The organism is Streptomyces sp. TAA204, from assembly GCF_000424965.1.
Genome location: NZ_AUKW01000005.1, coordinates 313,220 through 332,381, shown reverse-complemented (window position 1 = coordinate 332,381; position 19,162 = coordinate 313,220). Strand labels below are relative to the sequence as shown.

16 protein-coding genes are annotated in these 19,162 nt (G+C 68.9%); 4 read left to right on the top strand and 12 right to left on the bottom strand.

What is annotated here, in order from left to right; all coding sequences use genetic code 11:
- Positions 1-220: 220 nt before the first annotated feature.
- From H343_RS0112245 to H343_RS35280, 4 genes are all read left to right on the top strand, one after another.
- The gene (locus tag H343_RS0112245; RefSeq protein ID WP_028431384.1) at positions 221-880 is read left to right on the top strand and encodes a hypothetical protein; all 660 of its coding nucleotides are present in this window, start codon (positions 221-223) and stop codon (positions 878-880) included.
- Positions 880-5,481 (top strand): putative T7SS-secreted protein, encoded by a 4,602-nt coding sequence (locus H343_RS30275; protein WP_051265050.1) that lies wholly within the window; start codon positions 880-882, stop codon positions 5,479-5,481. The genes H343_RS0112245 and H343_RS30275 overlap by 1 nt, the downstream gene beginning before the upstream one ends.
- 4 nt (positions 5,482-5,485) lie before the next feature.
- The gene (locus tag H343_RS0112235; RefSeq protein ID WP_158679556.1) at positions 5,486-5,902 is read left to right on the top strand and encodes a hypothetical protein; all 417 of its coding nucleotides are present in this window, start codon (positions 5,486-5,488) and stop codon (positions 5,900-5,902) included.
- A 111-nt stretch (positions 5,903-6,013) separates the two neighbouring features.
- Positions 6,014-6,382, top strand: a complete 369-nt coding sequence (locus tag H343_RS35280; RefSeq protein WP_158679555.1) for a hypothetical protein — start codon at positions 6,014-6,016, stop codon at positions 6,380-6,382.
- Between the two features lie 167 nt (positions 6,383-6,549).
- On the opposite strand, the gene pgi is transcribed toward H343_RS35280, so the two are convergent.
- The 12 genes from pgi to H343_RS0112175 form a co-directional block, all read right to left on the bottom strand.
- Positions 6,550-8,199, bottom strand: a complete 1,650-nt coding sequence (gene pgi / locus H343_RS0112230) for a glucose-6-phosphate isomerase (protein WP_028431382.1) — start codon at positions 8,197-8,199, stop codon at positions 6,550-6,552.
- Positions 8,200-8,474: 275 nt separating this feature from the next.
- The gene (locus H343_RS0112225; RefSeq protein ID WP_028431381.1) at positions 8,475-8,762 is read right to left on the bottom strand and encodes an RNA polymerase-binding protein RbpA; all 288 of its coding nucleotides are present in this window, start codon (positions 8,760-8,762) and stop codon (positions 8,475-8,477) included.
- Between the two features lie 288 nt (positions 8,763-9,050).
- A complete protein-coding gene (gene secG, locus H343_RS0112220) occupies positions 9,051-9,281 on the bottom strand; it encodes a preprotein translocase subunit SecG (protein WP_028431380.1) in 231 nt (76 codons plus the stop codon).
- 170 nt (positions 9,282-9,451) lie between these two features.
- Positions 9,452-10,228, bottom strand: a complete 777-nt coding sequence (tpiA, locus tag H343_RS0112215; RefSeq protein ID WP_028431379.1) for a triose-phosphate isomerase — start codon at positions 10,226-10,228, stop codon at positions 9,452-9,454.
- Between the two features lie 127 nt (positions 10,229-10,355).
- Complete coding sequence (locus tag H343_RS0112210) at positions 10,356-11,570, bottom strand: phosphoglycerate kinase (RefSeq protein ID WP_028431378.1); 1,215 nt, start codon at positions 11,568-11,570, stop codon at positions 10,356-10,358.
- A 202-nt stretch (positions 11,571-11,772) separates the two neighbouring features.
- The gene (gap, locus tag H343_RS0112205; RefSeq protein WP_028431377.1) at positions 11,773-12,777 is read right to left on the bottom strand and encodes a type I glyceraldehyde-3-phosphate dehydrogenase; all 1,005 of its coding nucleotides are present in this window, start codon (positions 12,775-12,777) and stop codon (positions 11,773-11,775) included.
- Positions 12,778-12,930: 153 nt separating this feature from the next.
- On the bottom strand, positions 12,931-13,908 hold the full coding sequence (whiA, locus tag H343_RS0112200; RefSeq protein ID WP_028431376.1) for a DNA-binding protein WhiA: 978 nt from the start codon (positions 13,906-13,908) through the stop codon (positions 12,931-12,933).
- Positions 13,899-14,933: a uridine diphosphate-N-acetylglucosamine-binding protein YvcK gene (locus tag H343_RS0112195; RefSeq protein WP_028431375.1), complete on the bottom strand. Its 1,035-nt coding sequence runs from the start codon at positions 14,931-14,933 to the stop codon at positions 13,899-13,901. Before H343_RS0112195 ends, whiA begins: the two co-directional genes overlap by 10 nt.
- Positions 14,934-14,950: 17 nt before the next feature.
- Positions 14,951-15,913, bottom strand: coding sequence for an RNase adapter RapZ (rapZ, locus tag H343_RS0112190; RefSeq protein WP_486586882.1), 963 nt, complete (start codon positions 15,911-15,913; stop codon positions 14,951-14,953).
- 25 nt (positions 15,914-15,938) lie between these two features.
- On the bottom strand, positions 15,939-17,975 hold the full coding sequence (gene uvrC / locus H343_RS0112185) for an excinuclease ABC subunit UvrC (RefSeq protein ID WP_028431373.1): 2,037 nt from the start codon (positions 17,973-17,975) through the stop codon (positions 15,939-15,941).
- A gap of 86 nt (positions 17,976-18,061) precedes the next feature.
- Positions 18,062-18,184: a DUF397 domain-containing protein gene (locus tag H343_RS35900; protein ID WP_486586881.1), complete on the bottom strand. Its 123-nt coding sequence runs from the start codon at positions 18,182-18,184 to the stop codon at positions 18,062-18,064.
- On the bottom strand, positions 18,147-19,061 hold the full coding sequence (locus H343_RS0112175) for a Scr1 family TA system antitoxin-like transcriptional regulator (protein ID WP_028431372.1): 915 nt from the start codon (positions 19,059-19,061) through the stop codon (positions 18,147-18,149). The genes H343_RS35900 and H343_RS0112175 overlap by 38 nt, the downstream gene beginning before the upstream one ends.
- Positions 19,062-19,162: the final 101 nt, after the last annotated feature.

Genomic DNA, 19,162 nt, shown 5'->3' with positions numbered 1-19,162 from the left:
ACGGTCCTGTGGCGGGGCGCATTGCTGTGTACGCGCCTGTGCGCGCGGCCGATCCGTCTCGTCCCGTTGCGTCATTCACCAGGACTTGACCGCGGCTCAACTCCCGAACGCAACGGTGTTGAGTACTGGGTCGGCAACAGGTCTTCATTCCTGCTTGCTCGTGCCTCTTCGGCTGTGGGTATTTTTCTGTGGTGAGGGTCATCGGGGATGGGGGCCGGGTGTGGGTGACGACGGGGATCTGAAGTTCGACAAGGAGTCGCTGGCTCTGATCACGAAGGGCCTCAACTCGGCGATCGGTGAGCTGAAATCGGCCGGTGGCGGGGCGACGGGGTCGTTGCAGGGCAGCGGTTTCGATGAGCTGTCGCTGTCGAAGATGGAGGCCGGGGACAAGGGCCTGGCCGATGACTTCGAGGGGTTCTGCGAGCGCTGGGAGTGGGGGGTGCGGGCGCTGATCCAGGACGCCAACACCCTTGCCGCGAAGCTGGGGTTGGCCGCGGGGATGCTCCATGAGGAGGACGAGTACTGGGCGGGGACGTTCAAGGTGGGTGTGAACTCCCTGATCGGCAACCCTCATGCGACGGAGGAGGAAGTCGCCGAGCAGAGCTGGGGCGAGACCTTCACGCCGGGCTATCTGAATCCGGACTACAGCCAGGAGTCGTTCGAGACGGCCCGGCAGGAGATGGGCCAGACGTGGAAGGACACGGGCCGGGCGCTGACCGAGGACGGCATGGGCGGGGCCCAGCACGACTTGTTGATGGACCGTGCGGGCATCTCGGAGGAGCAGCAGGAGCAGGCGCGTGACGACCTGTTCGGCCCGTCGCCGGAGGAACGCGCCGAGCAGCAACAGCAGCCAGGTCGGGATTCGGGGGGCGAGGGCTGATGGGTCTGGGGGATCTGGTTCCGGACTCGGTGGAGGACTGGGCCGAGGACCGGGTCGAGGACGTCGGTGAGGGCATCGACGTCGCCTCGGACTGGGGTGCGGACCAGCTGGACGACGTGGGCTGGGAGTCAGGCGCCGACTGGGTACGGGACAAGGGCGACTCGCTGGCCAACACCCTGGGCGCGGACGTCGACGAGATGCAGCTGGGGCAGACGGAGGACGAGAAGAAACTCGTCCACGGCAGCCCGGACAAGCTGCGCTCCACGGCGTCTCATCTCTCCGATTTCCAGAAGGCGTTCACGAACGTCGGCAACGGCCTGAAGGGCCTGGACTCCTCCAGCGTGAAGGGTGCGGCGGCGGACGCCTTCCGGGAGAAGGTGGCGGTCGAGCCGAAGAAGTGGTTCACGGCGGCGGACGCGTGCGAGAAGGCGGCCAAAGCGCTGAAGGACTTCGCCACGACGGTCTCCTGGGCCCAGGGTGAGGCAAAGGAGGCCATCGCCCTCTACAACAAGGGCAAGAAAGCCTCCGACGCGCATCAGGGGAAGGTGGATTCGTACAACAAGGCCGTCGACTCCTACAACGCGAAGCCGGCCGCCGACCGGGACCCGAAGTCGCTGCCGGACAAGCCGCCGGAGAGTGATCCGGGGGCGGCGGATGTCAAGGCGGCGCAGGAGAAACTGGCCGAGGCGCGGCGGCAGCGCAACGAGGCGGCCTCCCCTGCGCGTTCGGCGGTGCAGGCCGCGCGGGACGCGGCTCCGGACAAGCCGTCGTACTCCGAGCAGGCCATGGACGGCCTGGAAGGTATGGCGCTGGACTCCTCGCACCTGCTGGGCGGTGTGGTCAAGGGCACCGCCGGGGTGGTGAACTTCGCGCGGAGCGTGAACCCCACCGACCCGTACAACATCACGCACCCGGCCGAGTACGCCATGAACCTCAACAGCACCGCGGCCGGCCTGGTGCGGATGGGCAACGACCCGCTGGGCACGGCCAAGACGATGTACGACGAGTTCAAGAAGGACCCGGCCGAAGGCATCGGCCGCCTCATCCCGGAACTCCTCGGCACCCGCGGCATGGGCGCCGTCAAGAAAGCCGCCACCGCCGCCAAACACCTCCCGGACAACAAGCCGCCCGGGCGGGGGCAGTTGGACAGCGACGGCCCAGGGCAACACGACACCCCGGACGCTCAGCGTGACACGAAGGGCTCGGACCCGGTCGATTTCGCGACGGGGAAGATGTTCCTGCCGCAGACCGATGTGACCCTGCCGGGGACCCTGCCTCTGGTGTTCCGGCGGCGGGTGGAGTCGGGCTACCGGGCGGGGCGCTGGTTCGGCCGGTCCTGGTCGAGCACGATCGACCAGCGCCTGGAGATCGACGCGAAGGGCGTCGTCTTCATCACCGAGGACGGCCTGCTGCTGCACTTCCCGCACCCCGCACCCGGAGTACCAACGAAGCCCGACAGCGGCCCGCGCTGGTCGCTGGAGCACGATGGTCAGGGCGACTGGACCGTCAACGACGCCGCGACGGGGCGCACATGGCACTTCACCGGCCCCGCCGGAGGCGAGGACGGCGAGGCGCTGCCGGAGCAGATCACCGACCGCAACGGCAACCGCATCACCTTCGAGTACACGCCCGAGGGGACCCCGCTCGGACTGGTCCACTCCGGCGGCTATCACCTCAAACTCACCACGGCCGAAGACCGCGTCACCGCCCTCTCCCTGGCCGGAGCCGGCCCGGACGGCACGGACCAGGTGATCAAGAACTACGGCTACACCGACGGCAATCTCACGTCCGTCACCAACTCCTCCGGTCTGCCACTGCGGTTCGAGTACGACGAACGCCGCCGCGTGATCGCCTGGACCGACAGCAACGACCGCCGCTACGACTACGTCTACGACGACCAGGACCGCTGCATCGCCGAAGGCGGCACCGAAGGCCACGTCTCACTGCGCATCAGCTACGACAACACCGACCCGGCCACCGGCTACCGCATCACCGAAGTCACCACGCCCGACGGCCACACCACCCGCCACCTCGTCGACCACACCCACCGCACGGTCGCCGTCACCGACCCGCTGGGCCACACCGAACGCACCGCACGCGACCCGGCCGGCAACGTCATCTCCCGCACCGACGCCCTCGGCCGCACCACCACCTGCACCTACGATGAGGCAGGCCGTCTCACCACCCTGACCCGCCCTGACGGGCGCAGGGCCGAGGCCGAAATCAACGACCTCGGGCTGCCCGTCACCGTCACCGAGGCCGACGGCGCCCGCTGGCGGCGCGAGTTCGACGACCGCGGCAACATCACCTCGCTGACCGATCCTGCCGGCCACTCCACTCACTACGCCTACGACTCGCGTGGCCAACTCTGCGCGGCCACCGACGCGTTGGGCGCAACGACCCGGGTGCAGTGCAACCCGGCAGGCCTGCCGGTCGAGATCACCGACCCGCTGGGCGCGACCACGCTCTACCGGCGCGACGCCTTCGGCCGTCCCACAGCCATCGTCGATCCACTGGGCGCCACCACACGTCTGGCCTGGACCGTCGAAGGCGAACTGGCCCGCCGCACGGGCCCGGACGGGGCGGAGGAATCGTGGACGTACGACGGCGAGGGCAACTGCACGCACCACGTGGACGCGGGCGGCGGCGTCACCTCCTTCGAGTACACCCACTTCGATCTGCTCTCGGCCCGGACCACCCCCGACGGCGTCCGTTACGTCTTCGACCACGACACCCAGTTGCGGCTCACCCGGGTCACCAACCCCCAGGGCCTCACCTGGGACTACGCCTACGACGCTGCCGGACGGCTGATCTCGGAGACCGACTTCGACGACCGCTGCCAGGACTACAGCCACGACGCGGCCGGCCAACTCGCGGCCAGAATCGGCCCGTCGGGTGAGACGGTCATCTTCGACCGCGATGTGCTGGGCGACATCGTCCGCAAACAGGCCGGTGAGAGGGTCACGACCTTCGCCTACGACCCGGCCGGGCGGATCGTCGAAGCGCTCGGCCCGGACGACGAAGTCCGGTGGCAGCGCGACAAGATGGGCCGAATCAAGTCGGAGATGACCTCCAGGGGCGTCCTCTCCCACACCTACGACGCGCTCGGCCGGCGCACCCGCCGGGTGACACCCAGCGGCGCGGTCTCCACCTTCACCTACGACGAGGCCGGCAACCGCACCTCGGTGACCGCGAACGGGCACGGACTCGACTTCACCCACGACGCCGTGGGCCGCGAGACCGGCCGCAGCATCGGCGACCACGTCACCCTCTCCCAGATGTGGGACCCGGCAGGACGCCTGAGCACCCAGACCCTCTCCGGCCAGGACACGCCGAGCATCCAGCACCGGACATACACCTACCGCGCCGACGGCCACCTGACCGGCATCCAGGACCAGCTCGCCGGCACCCGCACCTTCGACCTGGACGCGGCCGGTCGCGTCACCGCCGTCCACGCACGCGGCTGGACGGAGACCTACGCCTACGACGAAGCAGGCAACCAGACCCACGCCGCCTGGCCCGCCACCCACGCCGCACCCGAATCCGCCGGAGCCCGCAACTACACCGGCACACGCATCACTTCAGCGGGCAGAATCCGCTACGAACACGACGACGCCGGACGCATCACACTGCGCCGCAAGACCCGCCTGTCCAAGAAACCCGACACCTGGCGCTACACCTGGGACACCGAGGACCACCTCACCACCGTCACCACCCCCGACGGCACCCTCTGGCGCTACCTCTACGACCCCCTCGGACGCCGCACCGCCAAACAACGCCTCGCAGAAGACGGCGAAACCGTCGTCGAACAGGTCGACTTCACCTGGGACGGCCCCACCCTCATCGAACAGACCACCACCGCACCAAACTTGCCGCACCCGGTCACCCTCACCTGGGACCACGACGGCTTCACACCGCTGGCCCAGACCGAACGCCTCACCGACGCCACCACCCAGGCCGAGGTCGACTCCCGCTTCTTCGCCATCGTCACCGATCTGGTCGGCACACCCACCGAACTCCTCGACGAAACCGGCGACATCGCCTGGCACACCCGCACCACCCTGTGGGGCACCACCACCTGGAACACCCACGCCACCACCTACACACCCCTCCGCTTCCCCGGCCAGTACTACGACCCCGAAAGCGGCCTCCACTACAACTTCCACCGCTACTACGACCCCACCACAGCCCGCTACGCCACCCCCGACCCCCTCGGCCTCACCCCCGCACCCAACCCCGCCACCTACGTCCACAACCCCCACGCAGCGACGGATGCACTGGGGCTGGCACCGGATGCGTGTCCGGATAAGGAGATCTCACCCGAGGCCAGAGAGATCGCCAGGCATGCAAACAACGAGGCGATCCGCCCAGACGGAAATGGCACGCATTACGTCAGGGGCGTACACCCAGATGCCTTGCGATTCTATGTCGACGGCGTCATGGACGGCGACGTCCCCAATGTAGAGAGCAGGTGGGATCTCAGAAATGGAAGAATCGCGCACTGGGACCCTGACAAGGGCGCAGTCGTGATCGAGGACGGCAGCAAGGGCACTGTATTCACTCCTAAGCTGGGTAAGCAGTTCTTCGATGACCTCGAATAGAAGGGTGTTCGTGATGCCAGGTGAAGTAGAAGCGCAACTCAGTCTGAGTCCTGCCGATTTCAGAACGGTGTTGCAACTCACCCACGAGTTGTACAACTTTCCAGACGTTCGACTCAGAGGACTCGGCATCGACCCCGAGGCATTGAGAGAGTTCCTTCTGGCTCTGAGTGCCGCGAAGCGTCAGATTTCGGACGAGACCGAGGAGGTTCGCATCTCTGCGGTGAGCGAGGAGAATCTCCCGTCCTCGAAGGTCCGAGAGAAGGCATTGGTGAGAGCGAGTGCCCCGTACCGGCTCATGCAATTGTGGCCCGAAAGCTTGAGCTATGTTCTGGACAAAATGAGCCCGGAGGAAATGTACCTGCGTACCGGATGCCGAACGGAAGAGCTGCGTCAGGCCATTGAGAAAGTGCGTTTCACTTGATTCCAGAGACCTTGCCTCGGGAATTGCCGCAACTGATACGGCCGAGATTGAGAGAGCAGCTGCAGGAGTCGTGCAGTGAAGGCTGCAAAACCGTGATGTTCAGGAGTTGAATTGCGGGTCACATTCGCACCGAGCAAGTCGCTGGACGAGCACGCACTTCAGGGGTCGGGGGCACTGAGGCAGGGCGAAGAGTACACGGTGCTGGAAGTCTCGGCGCAGCATGGCGGCAGCATGAACTTCAGAATTGAGTACTCCGAGCAAGAGCGTTGTGTGCTCTTCGACAGTCGACTCTTCGTGATGACGTCAACAGCCATCCCGCCAAGCTGGCGCTTTTTTCTACTTCCAGGCGGATCCTTTCGCCTGCGGCCACCTGCGTGGCACGAGGAAGGATTCTGGGAGGCGTTTTTCGATGGTGAGCAATGGGCTCAAGTCGTCTACGAGGAAGAGCGGGAGAGAATTGCCAATGCGCCGAAGGGCTGATCCGAAGCAGACCCCGCCGGTAGGGCGGGGTCTGCTTCTCCGGTCTCCTGTGCCGAACCGAACCACCCTGGGAAACGCAGGCAGTTGAGCAGTCACCGCTCTCCCCGACAACAACCCGACGAGGCCGGGCAGGCTCGGGAACGGCCCCTCAGGCAGCCCCGGCCCCCTCAGCGCCCCCGCAGCTCCCGGTAGCGGCCCACCAGGGACGCCGTCGAGGCGTCCAGGCCCGCCACGTCGGCACCGTCCGTCAGGGCCGGCTCAAGGCGCTTGGCGAGGACCTTGCCCAGCTCCACACCCCACTGGTCGAAGCTGTCGATGTCCCATACGGCGCCCTGCACGAAGACCTTGTGCTCGTAGAGCGCGACGAGCTGCCCCAGCACGGACGGGGACAGCTCCGAGGCGAGGATCGTGGTCGTAGGGCGGTTGCCGGGGAAGGTGCGGTGCGGCACCTGCTCCTCGGCCACGCCCTCCGCGCGTACCTCCTCGGCGGTCTTGCCGAAGGCGAGTGCCTGGCCCTGTGCGAAGAGGTTGGCCATGAGCAGGTCGTGCTGTGCGGCCAGTTGACCCAGGCCGGGTGCGGGGCGGGCGATGCCGATGAGGTCGGCGGGGATCATCTTGGTGCCCTGGTGCAGCAGTTGGTAGTAGGCGTGCTGGCCGTTGGTGCCGGGCGTGCCCCACACGACGGGGCCCGTCTGCCAGTCCACGGGACGGCCCTCCCGGTCGGTGGACTTGCCGTTCGACTCCATGTCGAGCTGCTGCAGGTAGGCAGTGAACTGGGAGAAGTAGTGGCTGTAGGGCAGCACCGCGTGCGACTGCGCGTCGAAGAAGTTGCCGTACCAGAGCCCCAGCAGGCCCATGATCATGGGGGCGTTGGCCTCGGGGGGCGCTGAGCGGAAGTGTTCGTCGACGAGGTGGAAGCCCGCCAGCATCTCGCTGAAGTGGTCGGCGCCGATCGCGACCATGAGGGAGAGTCCGATGGCCGAGTCGTAGGAGTAGCGCCCACCGACCCAGTCCCAGAACTCGAACATGTTCTCCGTGTCGATACCGAACTCGGCGACCTTCTCGGCGTTCGTGGAGACCGCGACGAAGTGCTTGGCCACGGCAGCCTGTTCGCCCCCCAGGCCGGACAGCAGCCATTCGCGGGCCGCTTTCGCGTTGGTGATGGTCTCGATGGTGGTGAAGGTCTTCGAGGCCACCACGAACAGCGTCTCGGCGGGGTCGAGGTCGCGCACGGCCTCGTGCAGGTCGGCACCGTCCACGTTGGAGACGAAGCGGAAGTTCATGTCCCGTTTCGTGTACGGGCGCAGCACCTCGTACGCCATCTTCGGGCCCAGGTCGGAGCCGCCGATGCCGATGTTGACGACGGTCCTGATCCGCTTGCCGGTGTGGCCCGTCCAGTGGCCCTCGCGCACCTTGCCCGCGAAGAGCGCCATCTTGGCCAGCACCGAGTGCACCTTGGGCACGACGTTCTCACCGTCGGTCGTGACGGAGGCCGAGACGGGCGTACGCAGCGCCGTGTGCAGGACGGCGCGGTCCTCGGTGACGTTGATCCGCTCGCCGGCGAACATGGCGTCCCGCAGCCTCGCGACACCGGTGGCGGTGGCCAGCTCCCCCAGCAGCCGAAGCGTGTCGTCGGTGATGAGGTGCTTGGAGAAGTCCAGATGCAGGTCGCCCACCTGCAGGCCGTAACGCTCCGCGCGCCGTACGTCGTTGGCGAACAGCTCGCGCAGATGCGTGCCGCCGAAGTCCTCACGGTGTTCGGCCAGTGCCTGCCACTCGGGCAGTCGGTCGGGCCGGGTGCGGTCTGCTGCGTTCATCTGCGATCGTCACCGTCTTCTCTTGGTCATCTCGTGCGAATCCCGCCGCGCACCAACCTAGATGACCGAAGGCCCGGCTGCGCGCACCGCATGGGCGGTGGCGGCGGCCGGGCCGTGCGAAGGGCCCTCGTCGCGAAGCCGGTGGAGGTGCTGTGTGGCGATGGGGCCGGTGGTACGGGTGAGGCGGATGAGCCGACGGCACGGGTGAGGCGGGTGCTCACGCCTGGGCCGCTCGTGCGGGTGGACGGGCCAGGCAGGACCTCACGCCCGAAGCCTCAGACCTCGCCCCGCAGTTTGGCCAGGGCCTCTGCGAGGATCGCCTCGCCGTCCTCGTCGCTGCGCCGCTCACGGACGTAGGCGAGGTGGGTTTTGTACGGCTCGGTACGCGGCGGGTCCGGCGGATTCTCCTGGTCCTTGCCGGCCGGGAATCCACAGCGCGGGCAGTCCCAGGTCTCCGGAACCTGCGCGTCGCTGGCGAAGCTGGGCTGGGTCTCGTGCCCGTTCGAACACCAGAAGGAGATGCGCAGACGCGGCGCGGACTCGCCCCGCTCGGCCTCCCCCATCGGCCCCGCCCCGACCCGGCTCCCCCGGATCGCGTTGCCACCACCACTTGCCACGGTCGTAACTCCCTGCCTCACGTTGCTGCGGAGCACCGGTAAGGAGCTCCGCTGCGGGCGCCCCGGTGTATGTAGGGCCCAACGCGCGTCCAGTGACCGGAGTTACTGCGTCGGCTCCGGGCGCGAGCCTCATGATAGGCCGCCTTCGGCGACTTGCGGCTGTTCTTGCAAGTCCGGGCACCTTCCGGTGCCCACCGCGGCGGCGGAGGACCGGTCATCCCGCAGGCGCGGTGATCAGGTCTGGAACTTCATCAGCAGCCCGAGCACGACGATGATGGCGAACCAGATCAGACCCACCACGATCGTCAGCCGGTCGAGGTTGCGCTCGGCGACGGACGAGCCGCCGACGGACGACTGCATGCCGCCGCCGAACATGTCGGAGAGGCCGCCGCCCTTCCCCTTGTGCATCAGAACCAGCAGCACCATCAGGCCGCTGAAGGCGAGGAGGGCGATAGAGAACCCCATGATCACGGCTGGACCAACTCTCTCGGTCTGGTCGGAAGACTTGAATCTGTCGGGGCCGGAATCATCTCCGGCCCCGACAGGGTACGACGGGTCACGGCCCGCCGTCATGCGCGTGCCTGTGCCCGTACCGCCTGTGACGCGGAGCGCGCCGCAGGCGGTACGGACCGGGGCTACTGGTCGCGGAAGCGCACGATCTTGACGAACTCGTCGGCGTCCAGCGCGGCCCCGCCCACCAGCGCACCGTCGATGTCGGGCTGCGCCATGATCTGCGCGACGTTGCCGGACTTCACCGAACCGCCGTACTGGATTCGGACCTCGTCGGCCAGGCCCTGCCCGTACAGCTCGGCGAGACGGCCGCGGATCGCACCGCAGACTTCCTGGGCGTCCTCCGCCCCGCAGGTCTTGCCGGTGCCGATGGCCCATACCGGCTCGTACGCGATCACGATGGTGGCGGCGCGCTCGGCGGGCACGTCCTTCAGCGCGCCGTCGACCTGGGCGAGGGTGTGCGCGACGTGGTTGCCCGCCTCGCGCACCGCCAGCTCCTCCCCGACGCACAGGATCGGCGTCAGCTCGTGCTGGAACGCCGCCTTCACCTTCGCGTTGACCAGCGGCTCGTCCTCGCCGTGGTACTGGCGGCGCTCGGAGTGGCCGACGGTGACGTAGGAGCAGTTCAGCTTGGCGAGCATCGGACCGGAGACCTCACCGGTGTACGCGCCGGAAGGGTGCGCCGAGATGTCCTGCGCACCGTACTTGATCTTCAGCTTGTCGCCGTCGACCAGCGTCTGCACGGACCGCAGGTCGGTGAAGGGCGGCAGGACTGCGACCTCCACGGCCGCGTGGTCCTTCTCCGTCAGTGCGAAGGCGAGCTTCTGGACGTGCGCGATGGCCTCGAGGTGGTTGAGGTTCATCTTCCAGTTTCCCGCCATCAGCGGGGTGCGGGTGGTCACGTCGGGCGTCCTCCGTTGTCGGCTCCGCCGCGGGAGCGGTTCTGGCTCGTGTCACAGGCGCCCCTGCGGCGCAGAGGTGCAGGCATCGTAGTGGGCTGTCGCCCGCCGTCCGTACGGGCGGCAGCGCTCACCGGTCCTCCAGAGCGGCCAGGCCCGGCAGCTCCTTGCCTTCGAGGTATTCGAGGCTGGCGCCGCCGCCGGTGGAGATGTGGCCGAAGGTGCTCTCGTCGAAGCCGAGCAGCCGGACGGCGGCCGCGCTGTCGCCGCCGCCGACGACGGTGAAGGAGCCGGAGTCCAGCAGCCCCTGTGCCACCGCCCGTGTGCCCTCCGCGTAGTCGGGGTGCTCGAACACGCCCATCGGGCCGTTCCAGAAGACCGTGGCGGCGTCGGCGAGCTTCGCGGCGTACAGCGCACGGGTCTCAGGCCCGATGTCCAGCCCCATCAGACCGGCGGGGAACGCCTCGACGGAGACGGCAGCCGGGTCGGCCGGAGCCTTGGTCTTCAGGTCCGGGAAACTCTCCGCGGCCAGCACGTCCACCGGCAGCACGAACTCCACGCCCAGCTTCTCGGCCCGCTCCAGGTAGCCCTTGACCACGGGGACCTGGTCCTCCTGCAGCAGCGACGTGCCGATCTCGTGGCCCTGGGCCTTGAGGAAGGTGTAGGCCATGCCGCCTCCGATGAGGATCCGGTCGGCCTTCTCCAGCAGGTGGTCGATGACGCCCAGCTTGTCGGAGACTTTCGCGCCGCCGAGCACGACGGCGTACGGGCGCTTGACGTCCTCGGTGAGCTTCTTCAGCACACCGACCTCGGTGGCGATCAGGCCGCCCGCGGCGTGCGGGAGACGCGCCGGGAGGTCGTAGACGGAGGCGTGCCTGCGGTGTACCGCGCCGAAGCCGTCCCCGACGTAGAGGTCGGCCAGCTGGGCCAGTTCGTCGGCGAAGGCGCCGCGCTCGGCGTCGTCCTTGCTGGTCTCGCCCGCGTTGAAGCGAAGGTTCTCCAGCAGCGTGACGTCGCCGTCCGCGCCGGCGGTGACGGCGGCCCTCGCTTGCTCACCGACGGTGTCGGCGGCGAAGGTGACATCGCGGCCGAGGAGCTCACCCAGCCGCTTCGCGACGGGCTCGAGGGAGAACTGCGGGTCGGGCTCGCCCTTGGGGCGGCCCAGGTGCGAGGCGACGACGACGCGGGCGCCGCCGCCGGCCAGCTTGCTGATGGTGGGGACGGCGGCCCGGATACGGCCGTCGTCGGTGATGGTCGCCCCGTCGAGGGGAACGTTGAGATCGGCGCGGACGAAGACCCGCTTGCCGGCCACGCCCTCGTCGAGAAGCTCGTCGATCGTCTTCATGCTTGCTGGACTCCCTGGACTCCTTGGACTTCGGACCCTGGACTGCTGACCCTCGCGGGGATACCCGCGGACCGCCCCGGCGCCCGGGCGGTCACCACGGCGGTCCCGACGGAACAGGGCCCGCCGGACGCGTCGCCGCGCCCCGCGAGCCCTGCCACGGTCTGCCCTGTACCGACGACGCCGCGCCTGCTGCGGGCAGCCGTCAGAGCTTGCCGCCGACGAAGGTGGTCAGGTCGACGAGCCTGTTGGAGTAGCCCCACTCGTTGTCGTACCAGCCGACGATCTTCACCTGCTTGCCCTGCGACATCGTCAGCGACGAGTCGAAGGTGCAGGACGCGGGCCAGTTGACGATGTCCGAGGAGACGATCGGGTCCTCGGTGTACTCCAGGACGCCCTTGAGCTGGCCCTCGGCGGCCTTCTGGAACGCCGCGTTGATCTCGTCCCTGCTCGCCTCACGGTCGAGCTCGAGGACCAGGTCGGTGACGGAGCCGGTCGGGACCGGGACGCGCATGGCGATGCCGTCCAGCTTGCCCTTGAGCTGCGGGAGCACGAGCGCGGTGGCCTTGGCGGCGCCGGTGGAGGTGGGGATGATGTTCTCGGCGGCGGCGCGGGCGCGGCGCAGGTCCTTGTGCGGGAAGTCCAGGATCTGCTGGTCGTTGGTGTAGGCGTGGACGGTCGTCATCATGCCCTTGACGAGGCCGAAGTTCTCGTCGATGACCTTCGCCATGGGCGCCACACAGTTGGTGGTGCAGGAGGCGTTGGAGATGACGTGGTGCTTGGCGGCGTCGTAGGCGTCCTCGTTGACGCCCATCACCACGGTGATGTCCTCCTCCTTGGCCGGGGCCGAGATGAGGACCTTCTTCGCGCCGGCGGCGAGGTGCTTGGCCGCGTCGTCGCGCTTGGTGAAGATGCCGGTGGACTCCACGACGATGTCCGCCCCGAGCTCGCCCCACGGGAGCTGGGCCGGGTCGCGCTCCGCCATCGTCCTGAAGGTCTGGTTGCCCACCGTGATCGTGTCGTCGGTGTGGCTGACCTCCTGCTTGAGGCGGCCCAGGATGCTGTCGTACTTCAGCAGGTGCACCAGGGTCGCGTTGTCGGTCAGGTCGTTGACACCGACGATCTCGATGTCCGCACCCTGCTCAAGGAGCGCACGGAAGTAGTTGCGGCCGATGCGGCCGAAGCCGTTGATTCCTACGCGGATCGTCACGAACCGATCTCCTCGTTGGTACGCCGGTACGGACACCGGCAAGGCTGTATGGGATGTCCCCGACCGCCCCCGACCCTACCGCGCTCCACTCCTTACGGTGACATCGGCCACCCGGGTGGACGAGCGGGCCGGCGGGCGGCAGGTGGCGGCCGGTCAGCCGACCATCTCCTCGGTGAGGCTGGTCTCCGTGCCCGGAATGCCGAGATCCTGCGCCCGCTTGTCGGCCATCGCCAGCAGCCTGCGGATGCGGCCGGCGACCGCGTCCTTGGTCAGCGGGGGGTCGGCGAGCGCGCCCAGTTCCTCCAGCGACGCCTGCTTGTGGTCCATGCGCAGCCGGCCGGCCGCGGCCAGATGCTCCGGCACGTCGTCCGCGAGGATCTCCAGCGCGCGCTGCACCCGGGCGCCCGCGGCGACGGCTGCCCGTGCGGAGCGGCGCAGGTTGGCGTCGTCGAAGTTGGCGAGCCGGTTGGCGGTGGCGCGGACCTCGCGGCGCATGCGCCGCTCCTCCCACGCCAGTACGGACTCGTGCGCGCCCAGCCTCGTCAACAGCGCGCCGATGGCGTCACCGTCCCGGACGACCACCCGGTCAACACCCCGCACCTCGCGGGCCTTGGCGCCGATCTGCAGCCGCCGCGCCGCACCCACCAGCGCCAGGGCCGCCTCCGGCCCCGGGCAGGTGACCTCCAGCGAGGAGCTGCGGCCCGGCTCCGTCAGCGAACCGTGCGCCAGGAAGGCTCCGCGCCAGGCGGCCTCCGCGTCACAGGTCGCCCCCGAGACCACCTGTGGCGGAAGGCCGCGGATCGGCCGGCCCCGGCTGTCGACCAGCCCCGTCTGGCGCGCGAGCTGATCACCGCCCGCGACGACCCTTACGACATAGCGGCTGCCGCGGCGCAGCCCGCCGGGAGCCATCACCACCAGATCCGACGCGTGCCCGAAGATCTCCAGTACGTCCTTGCGCAGCCGCCGGGCTGCGATGCCCGTGTCGAGCTCCGCCTCGATCACGATCCGCCCGCTCACCAGGTGCAGGCCGCCCGCGAAGCGCAGGATCGACGAGACCTCGGACTTCCGGCAGCAGGTCCGGGTGACGGGGAGCCGGGAGATCTCGTCCTTCACCGCAGCCGTCATCGCCATGGGCCGATCCTTCCATGCATCCGAAAAATACGGTCGTACGCGGAGGCCAGCAGCTCCGGGTCGTGCCTGGCGGCGCCTCCCGGCTGGGAGGCTCCGTCGGCAGCCGCGACGGGCGACAGCTGTGCCGTCGCTCCGAGCCGCTCGGCGGCCTGGCGCAGAGAGTCCTCGTCGGGGACTGCGTCCTCGTCGGCCAGCACCACGTCGAAGGCGAGTTTAGGGGCGTGTCGGGCCAAAACGTCCAAATGACGCTGCGGTGAGAAGCCTTCTGTTTCTCCCGGCTGCGGCGCGAGGTTCAGCGAGAGCACCCTGCGGGCCTTCGTCACCGTCAGCGCTTCGAGCAGTTCGGGGACGAGCAGATGCGGGATGACCGAGGAGAACCACGAGCCCGGGCCCAGCACCACCCAGTCCGCGTCGAGCACCGCCCTGACCGCCTCGCCCACGGCGGGGGGATCGTGCGGCACGAGATGCACCTGCTGCACCTCTCCCCTGGTCAGCGCGACGGTGGCCTGCCCGCGGACCGTTGTCAGCTCCTCCGGCCGCTCCGGGTCGTGGCCGCGTACGAGCGCCTGGAGCTGCAGCGGGACGGCCGACATCGGCAGCACCCTGCCGTGCGCGCCCAGCAGCTTGCCCACCAGGTCCAGCGCCTGCACGTGATCGCCGAGCTGCTCCCACAGGGCGACGATGAGCAGATTGCCCACGGCGTGTCCGTGCAGTTCCCCCCGGCTGACGAAACGGTGCTGCACGACCTCGGCCCAGGTGCGGCCCCACTCGTCGTCGCCGCACAGCGCCGCGAGGGCCTTGCGCAGGTCGCCGGGGGGCAGCACGCCGAGCTCGTCGCGCAGCCGCCCGCTGGAGCCCCCGTCGTCGGCCACGGTGACGACCGCGGTGAGGTCGGAGGTGATGCGGCGCAGCGCGGTGAGCGAGGCCGACAGGCCGGCTCCGCCGCCGAGGGCGACCACCTTCGGCTGCGCGCCGTGCTGCCGGGTGGTGACCAGACGCCGCAGCCGGATGGTCCTACGAGGCATTCGCGTTTCTCACGTCCTCATTCCCGTCCCATGTCCCGGTGGACCACCACGGTCTCCACACCGGCGTCGGAGAGGCGGCGGGCCAGCTTCTCCGACATCGCGACGCTGCGGTGCTTCCCGCCCGTGCAGCCGACGGCGACGGTCACGTACCGCTTCCCCTCGCGGCGGTAGCCCGCGGCGATGAGCTGGAGCAGCTCGGTGTAGCGGTCCAGGAACTCCTTGGCGCCGGGCTGGTTGAAGACGTAGTTGGAGACCTCCTCGGTGGTGCCGTTGTACGGGCGCAGCTCGGGAACCCAGTGGGGGTTGGGCAGGAAGCGGCAGTCGACGACGAGGTCGGCGTCAACAGGCAGCCCGTACTTGTACCCGAAAGACATCACCGTGGCGCGCAGTTCGGGCTCCTCCTCGCCCGCGAACTGCGCGTCGAGCTTGGCCCGCAGCTCGTGCACGTTGAGCCCGGAGGTGTCGATGACGAGATCGGCGTCGCCGCGCAGCTCACGCAGCAGGTCGCGCTCGGCGGCGATGCCGTCGACGATGCGGCCGTCGCCCTGCAGCGGGTGCGGGCGGCGCACCGACTCGAAGCGGCGCACCAGTGCCTCGTCGCTGGCCTCCAGGTAGACGATGCGGCGCTTGACCTGCCTGTCGGCGAGGCCCGCCAGGGACTCCTTGAGGCTGTCGAAGAAGCGCCGGCCGCGGACGTCCACCACGACCGCGATGCGTGCCACGTTGCCCTGCGAACGCGCCCCGAGGTCGACCATGGTGGGGATCAGCTCGGGCGGCATGTTGTCGACGACGAACCACCCGAGATCCTCCAGGCACTTTGCCGCGGTGCTGCGGCCCGCGCCGGACATACCGGAGATGATCACCAGTTCGGGGATGACCGGCTCCTCGGCTGTCGCCGCCGCGCCCATGCTCACCTGCGCTCCCTCTCCGGCCCGGTTCGCTCCGGCGTCTCTGTGCTGCGTCCGTTCTTCACTGCTCATGTCCTCGCCCCCCGGTCCTGTCGGCTCACTCATCTTCAACGATCTCACCGGTCGCGGTGTTCACCGCCGGAGCCGCCGGAGCCGAGGATTTCGTGGCCAGCGCGGCGGCGACGGTCTCCGCCGTCTTGCGGCCGACGCCCGGCACCTCGCAGATCTCCTCAACCGTCGCGGCTCGCAGCCGCTTGAGCGAGCCGAAGTGCTTTATCAGCGCCTGCTTGCGCGCGGCGCCCAGCCCGGTGACGGAGTCGAGGGGCCCGGCCCGCACCGCCTTCGAACGCTTGCTGCGCTGATACCTGATCGCGAAGCGGTGCGCCTCGTCGCGGACTCGCTGAAGGAGGTAGAGCCCCTCGCTCGTACGGGGCAGCACCACCGGGTCGCTCTCGCCGGGCAGCCAGACCTCTTCGAGCCGCTTGGCCAGGCCGCAGACGGCGACGTCGTCGATACCCAGTTCGTCCAGGGCGCTGCGGGCGGCGGCGACCTGCGGCCTGCCGCCGTCCACGACGAGGAGCTGGGGCGGGTAGGCGAACTTCTTCGGCCGGCCGTCCTCGTCGCGCGAGCTGACGTGGGTTTCCTCGGCGGGGCTGCTGCCGGGCTGGTCGGACGGCTCGGGCTCCTCGCCCTCGGCGGAGGAGGGCTCCTCGCTCCCCCACTCGCCGGTGCGGCGCTTCTCCTGCAGGTAACGGCGGAAGCGGCGGCTGATGACCTCGTGCATGGAGCGCACGTCGTCCTGTCCGTCCACGGACTTGATCTGGAAGCGGCGGTACTCACTCTTCCGTGCGAGGCCGTCCTCGAAGACGACCATGGACGCGACGACGTCGTCGCCCTGGAAGTGGGAGACGTCGAAACACTCGATGCGCAGCGGGGCCGAGTCCAGCTCCAGGGCCTCGGCGATCTCCTCCAGCGCGCGGGAGCGGGTCGTCAGGTCGGAGGCACGCTTGGTCTTGTGCAGGGCGAGGGCCTGCTGGGCGTTGCGCCGCACGGTCTCCATCAGGGCACGCTTGTCGCCGCGCTGCGGCACGCGCAGGCTGACCGCCGACCCGCGGCGCTCACCGAGCCACTGGCTCGCGGGCTCCGGCGGGTCGGGCAGCGCCGGGACCAGCACCTCCTTGGGCACGGCGTCGCCGCTCTCCTCGCCGTAGAGCTGCTGGAGCGCGTGCTCGACCAGTTCGGGCGTTCCGATCTCCTCGACCCTGTCGGTGACCCAGCCACGTTGGCCGCGCACCCGGCCGCCGCGCACATGGAAGATCTGGACGGCGGCCTCCAACTCGTCCTCGGCCAGGGCGATGAGGTCGGCGTCGGTCGCGTCGGTGAGCACGACGGCGCTCTTCTCCATCGCCCGCTTCAGCGCGTCCATGTCGTCCCGCAGCCGCGCCGCCTTCTCGTACTCCATCTCCTCGGCGGCCTGGTTCATCTCCCGCTCCAGGCGGCGCAGGTACGAACCCGTGTGCCCGGCGACGAAGTCGCAGAACTCCTCGGCCAGTTCACGGTGCTCCTGCGCGCTCACACGGCCCACGCACGGCGCGGCGCACTTGCCGATGTACCCCAGCAGGCAGGGGCGGCCGATCTGGGCGGAGCGCTTGAAGACACCGGCCGAGCAGGTGCGTACGGGGAAGGCGCGGAGCATCAGGTCGACGGTCTCGCGGATGGCCCACGCGTGCGCGTACGGACCGAAGTAGCGCACGCCCTTCTTCTTGGGGCCGCGCATGACCTGGACGCGGGGGAACTCCTCGTTGAGCGTCACCGCGAGGGACGGATAGCTCTTGTCGTCGCGGTACTTGACGTTGAACCGGGGGTCGTACTCCTTGATCCAGGAGTACTCGAGCTGGAGCGCCTCCACCTCGGTGGAGACCACCGTCCACTCGACGGACGCCGCCGTGGTGACCATCGTGCGGGTGCGCACGTGCAGACCGGCCAGGTCCTGGAAGTAGTTGGCGAGCCGCTGGCGCAGGCTCTTGGCCTTCCCTACGTAGATCACCCGGCCGTGCTCGTCACGGAAGCGGTAGACCCCCGGGGAGTCGGGGATCTCGCCCGGTTCGGGGCGGTAGCTGGAGGGATCTGCCATGCGTCACACCCTACTGGCGCACGGTGACAGCAAGACTCCTCCGACGTGCGGGGAGAGGCCGGGACGGCCTCCCCCACGGGCACGCCTCAGCGGGCGGCTTCGAGACCGCTCACGAACGCCGACCAGGACGCGGCCGGCACCAGCAGCGCGGGCCCCCCGGGGACCTTGCTGTCACGGACGGGGACCACGCCGGGGAACCCGTCGGCCACCTCCACGCAGTTGCCGCCGGCTTGATTGCTGTAGCTGCTCTTGCGCCACGCGGCGCCGCGCAGCGCGGGACGGGATACTCGATTCACGGTGCTTCCCCTCCAAGACGGACCGGATCATGTCGACGGACATGTCCGGGGGCAGGGCCGCTGCCCGGAGCCGATCGTAGAGGAGAGCGTGCCGCCGGACGTCCTCGTTTTCCTCCAGCAGATACCCGTACTCGGAGCCCTCCTTGTAGGCGATCTGCGTGGCGTCGGCCAGGGTGAGCATCGTGAGGGAACCGCCCATCGAACCGTGTGCGCCCTGCTCGAAGCGCAGCACCTGCGCGGTGGCCCGACCCTTGCTCACGGCGTCCAGCAGCCGCCTCAACTGGCCCCGCATCACGGCGTGACCTCCCACAGAACGCCTCAGGACCGCCTCGTCGAGCACGACCCAGAGTTCGGGTCCATCGTCAGCAGCGATCTGCTTCTGCCGCTCCATACGAGCGGCAAGGCGTTCTTCCAGTTTGTTCTCGTCCTCGTGCTCCGGGTGGACACTCAGTACCTCCCGTGCGTAGTCCTCCGTCTGCAGGAGGCCGGGCACCACATGAGCCGCGTACTCATGAATGCTGACCGCTCTCGCCGAGTACTCCATGAAGCGCTGTGACCAGTCGGGGAAGGCCTCCCGGTAGACGTAGGGCCACAGGTCGACCAACAACCCGTCCGCCGCCAGCACTTCATCCAGCGCCCGCGCGAGTTCCCGGGTCGGCCTGGCGCCCGACGATCTCTCCACCTGCGTGATGCGGGTGGAGACCACGTGTGTCCGCCGGCCGAGTTCGGCCTGGGTGAGGCCCGCTGCGTTGCGCAGTCTCCGTACCCGGCTGCCGAAGAGCGCGGCCATCGACGACGAGGGGTCGATTTCCTTGGCCATGGGACGACTTCGACTCCTTACAGCCGGAAGGTTAAGCCTTGACCTTCTTCCCACGGTACGTCCCCGGGACG

What these genes read in the sequence shown, in the direction of transcription:
- secG (WP_028431380.1), bottom strand. Translation starts at nt 9,281, where the DNA reads ATGGGGTTCTCTATCGCCCTCCTCGCCTTCAGCGGCCTGATGGTGCTG.
- uvrC (WP_028431373.1), bottom strand. Translation starts at nt 17,975, where the DNA reads ATGGCAGATCCCTCCAGCTACCGCCCCGAACCGGGCGAGATCCCCGAC.
- H343_RS30275 (WP_051265050.1), top strand. Translation starts at nt 880, where the DNA reads ATGGGTCTGGGGGATCTGGTTCCGGACTCGGTGGAGGACTGGGCCGAG.
- rapZ (WP_486586882.1), bottom strand. Translation starts at nt 15,913, where the DNA reads ATGAGCAGTGAAGAACGGACGCAGCACAGAGACGCCGGAGCGAACCGG.
- whiA (WP_028431376.1), bottom strand. Translation starts at nt 13,908, where the DNA reads ATGGCGATGACGGCTGCGGTGAAGGACGAGATCTCCCGGCTCCCCGTC.
- H343_RS0112195 (WP_028431375.1), bottom strand. Translation starts at nt 14,933, where the DNA reads ATGCCTCGTAGGACCATCCGGCTGCGGCGTCTGGTCACCACCCGGCAG.
- H343_RS0112175 (WP_028431372.1), bottom strand. Translation starts at nt 19,061, where the DNA reads ATGGCCGCGCTCTTCGGCAGCCGGGTACGGAGACTGCGCAACGCAGCG.
- pgi (WP_028431382.1), bottom strand. Translation starts at nt 8,199, where the DNA reads ATGAACGCAGCAGACCGCACCCGGCCCGACCGACTGCCCGAGTGGCAG.
- H343_RS0112210 (WP_028431378.1), bottom strand. Translation starts at nt 11,570, where the DNA reads ATGAAGACGATCGACGAGCTTCTCGACGAGGGCGTGGCCGGCAAGCGG.
- H343_RS0112225 (WP_028431381.1), bottom strand. Translation starts at nt 8,762, where the DNA reads ATGGGGGAGGCCGAGCGGGGCGAGTCCGCGCCGCGTCTGCGCATCTCC.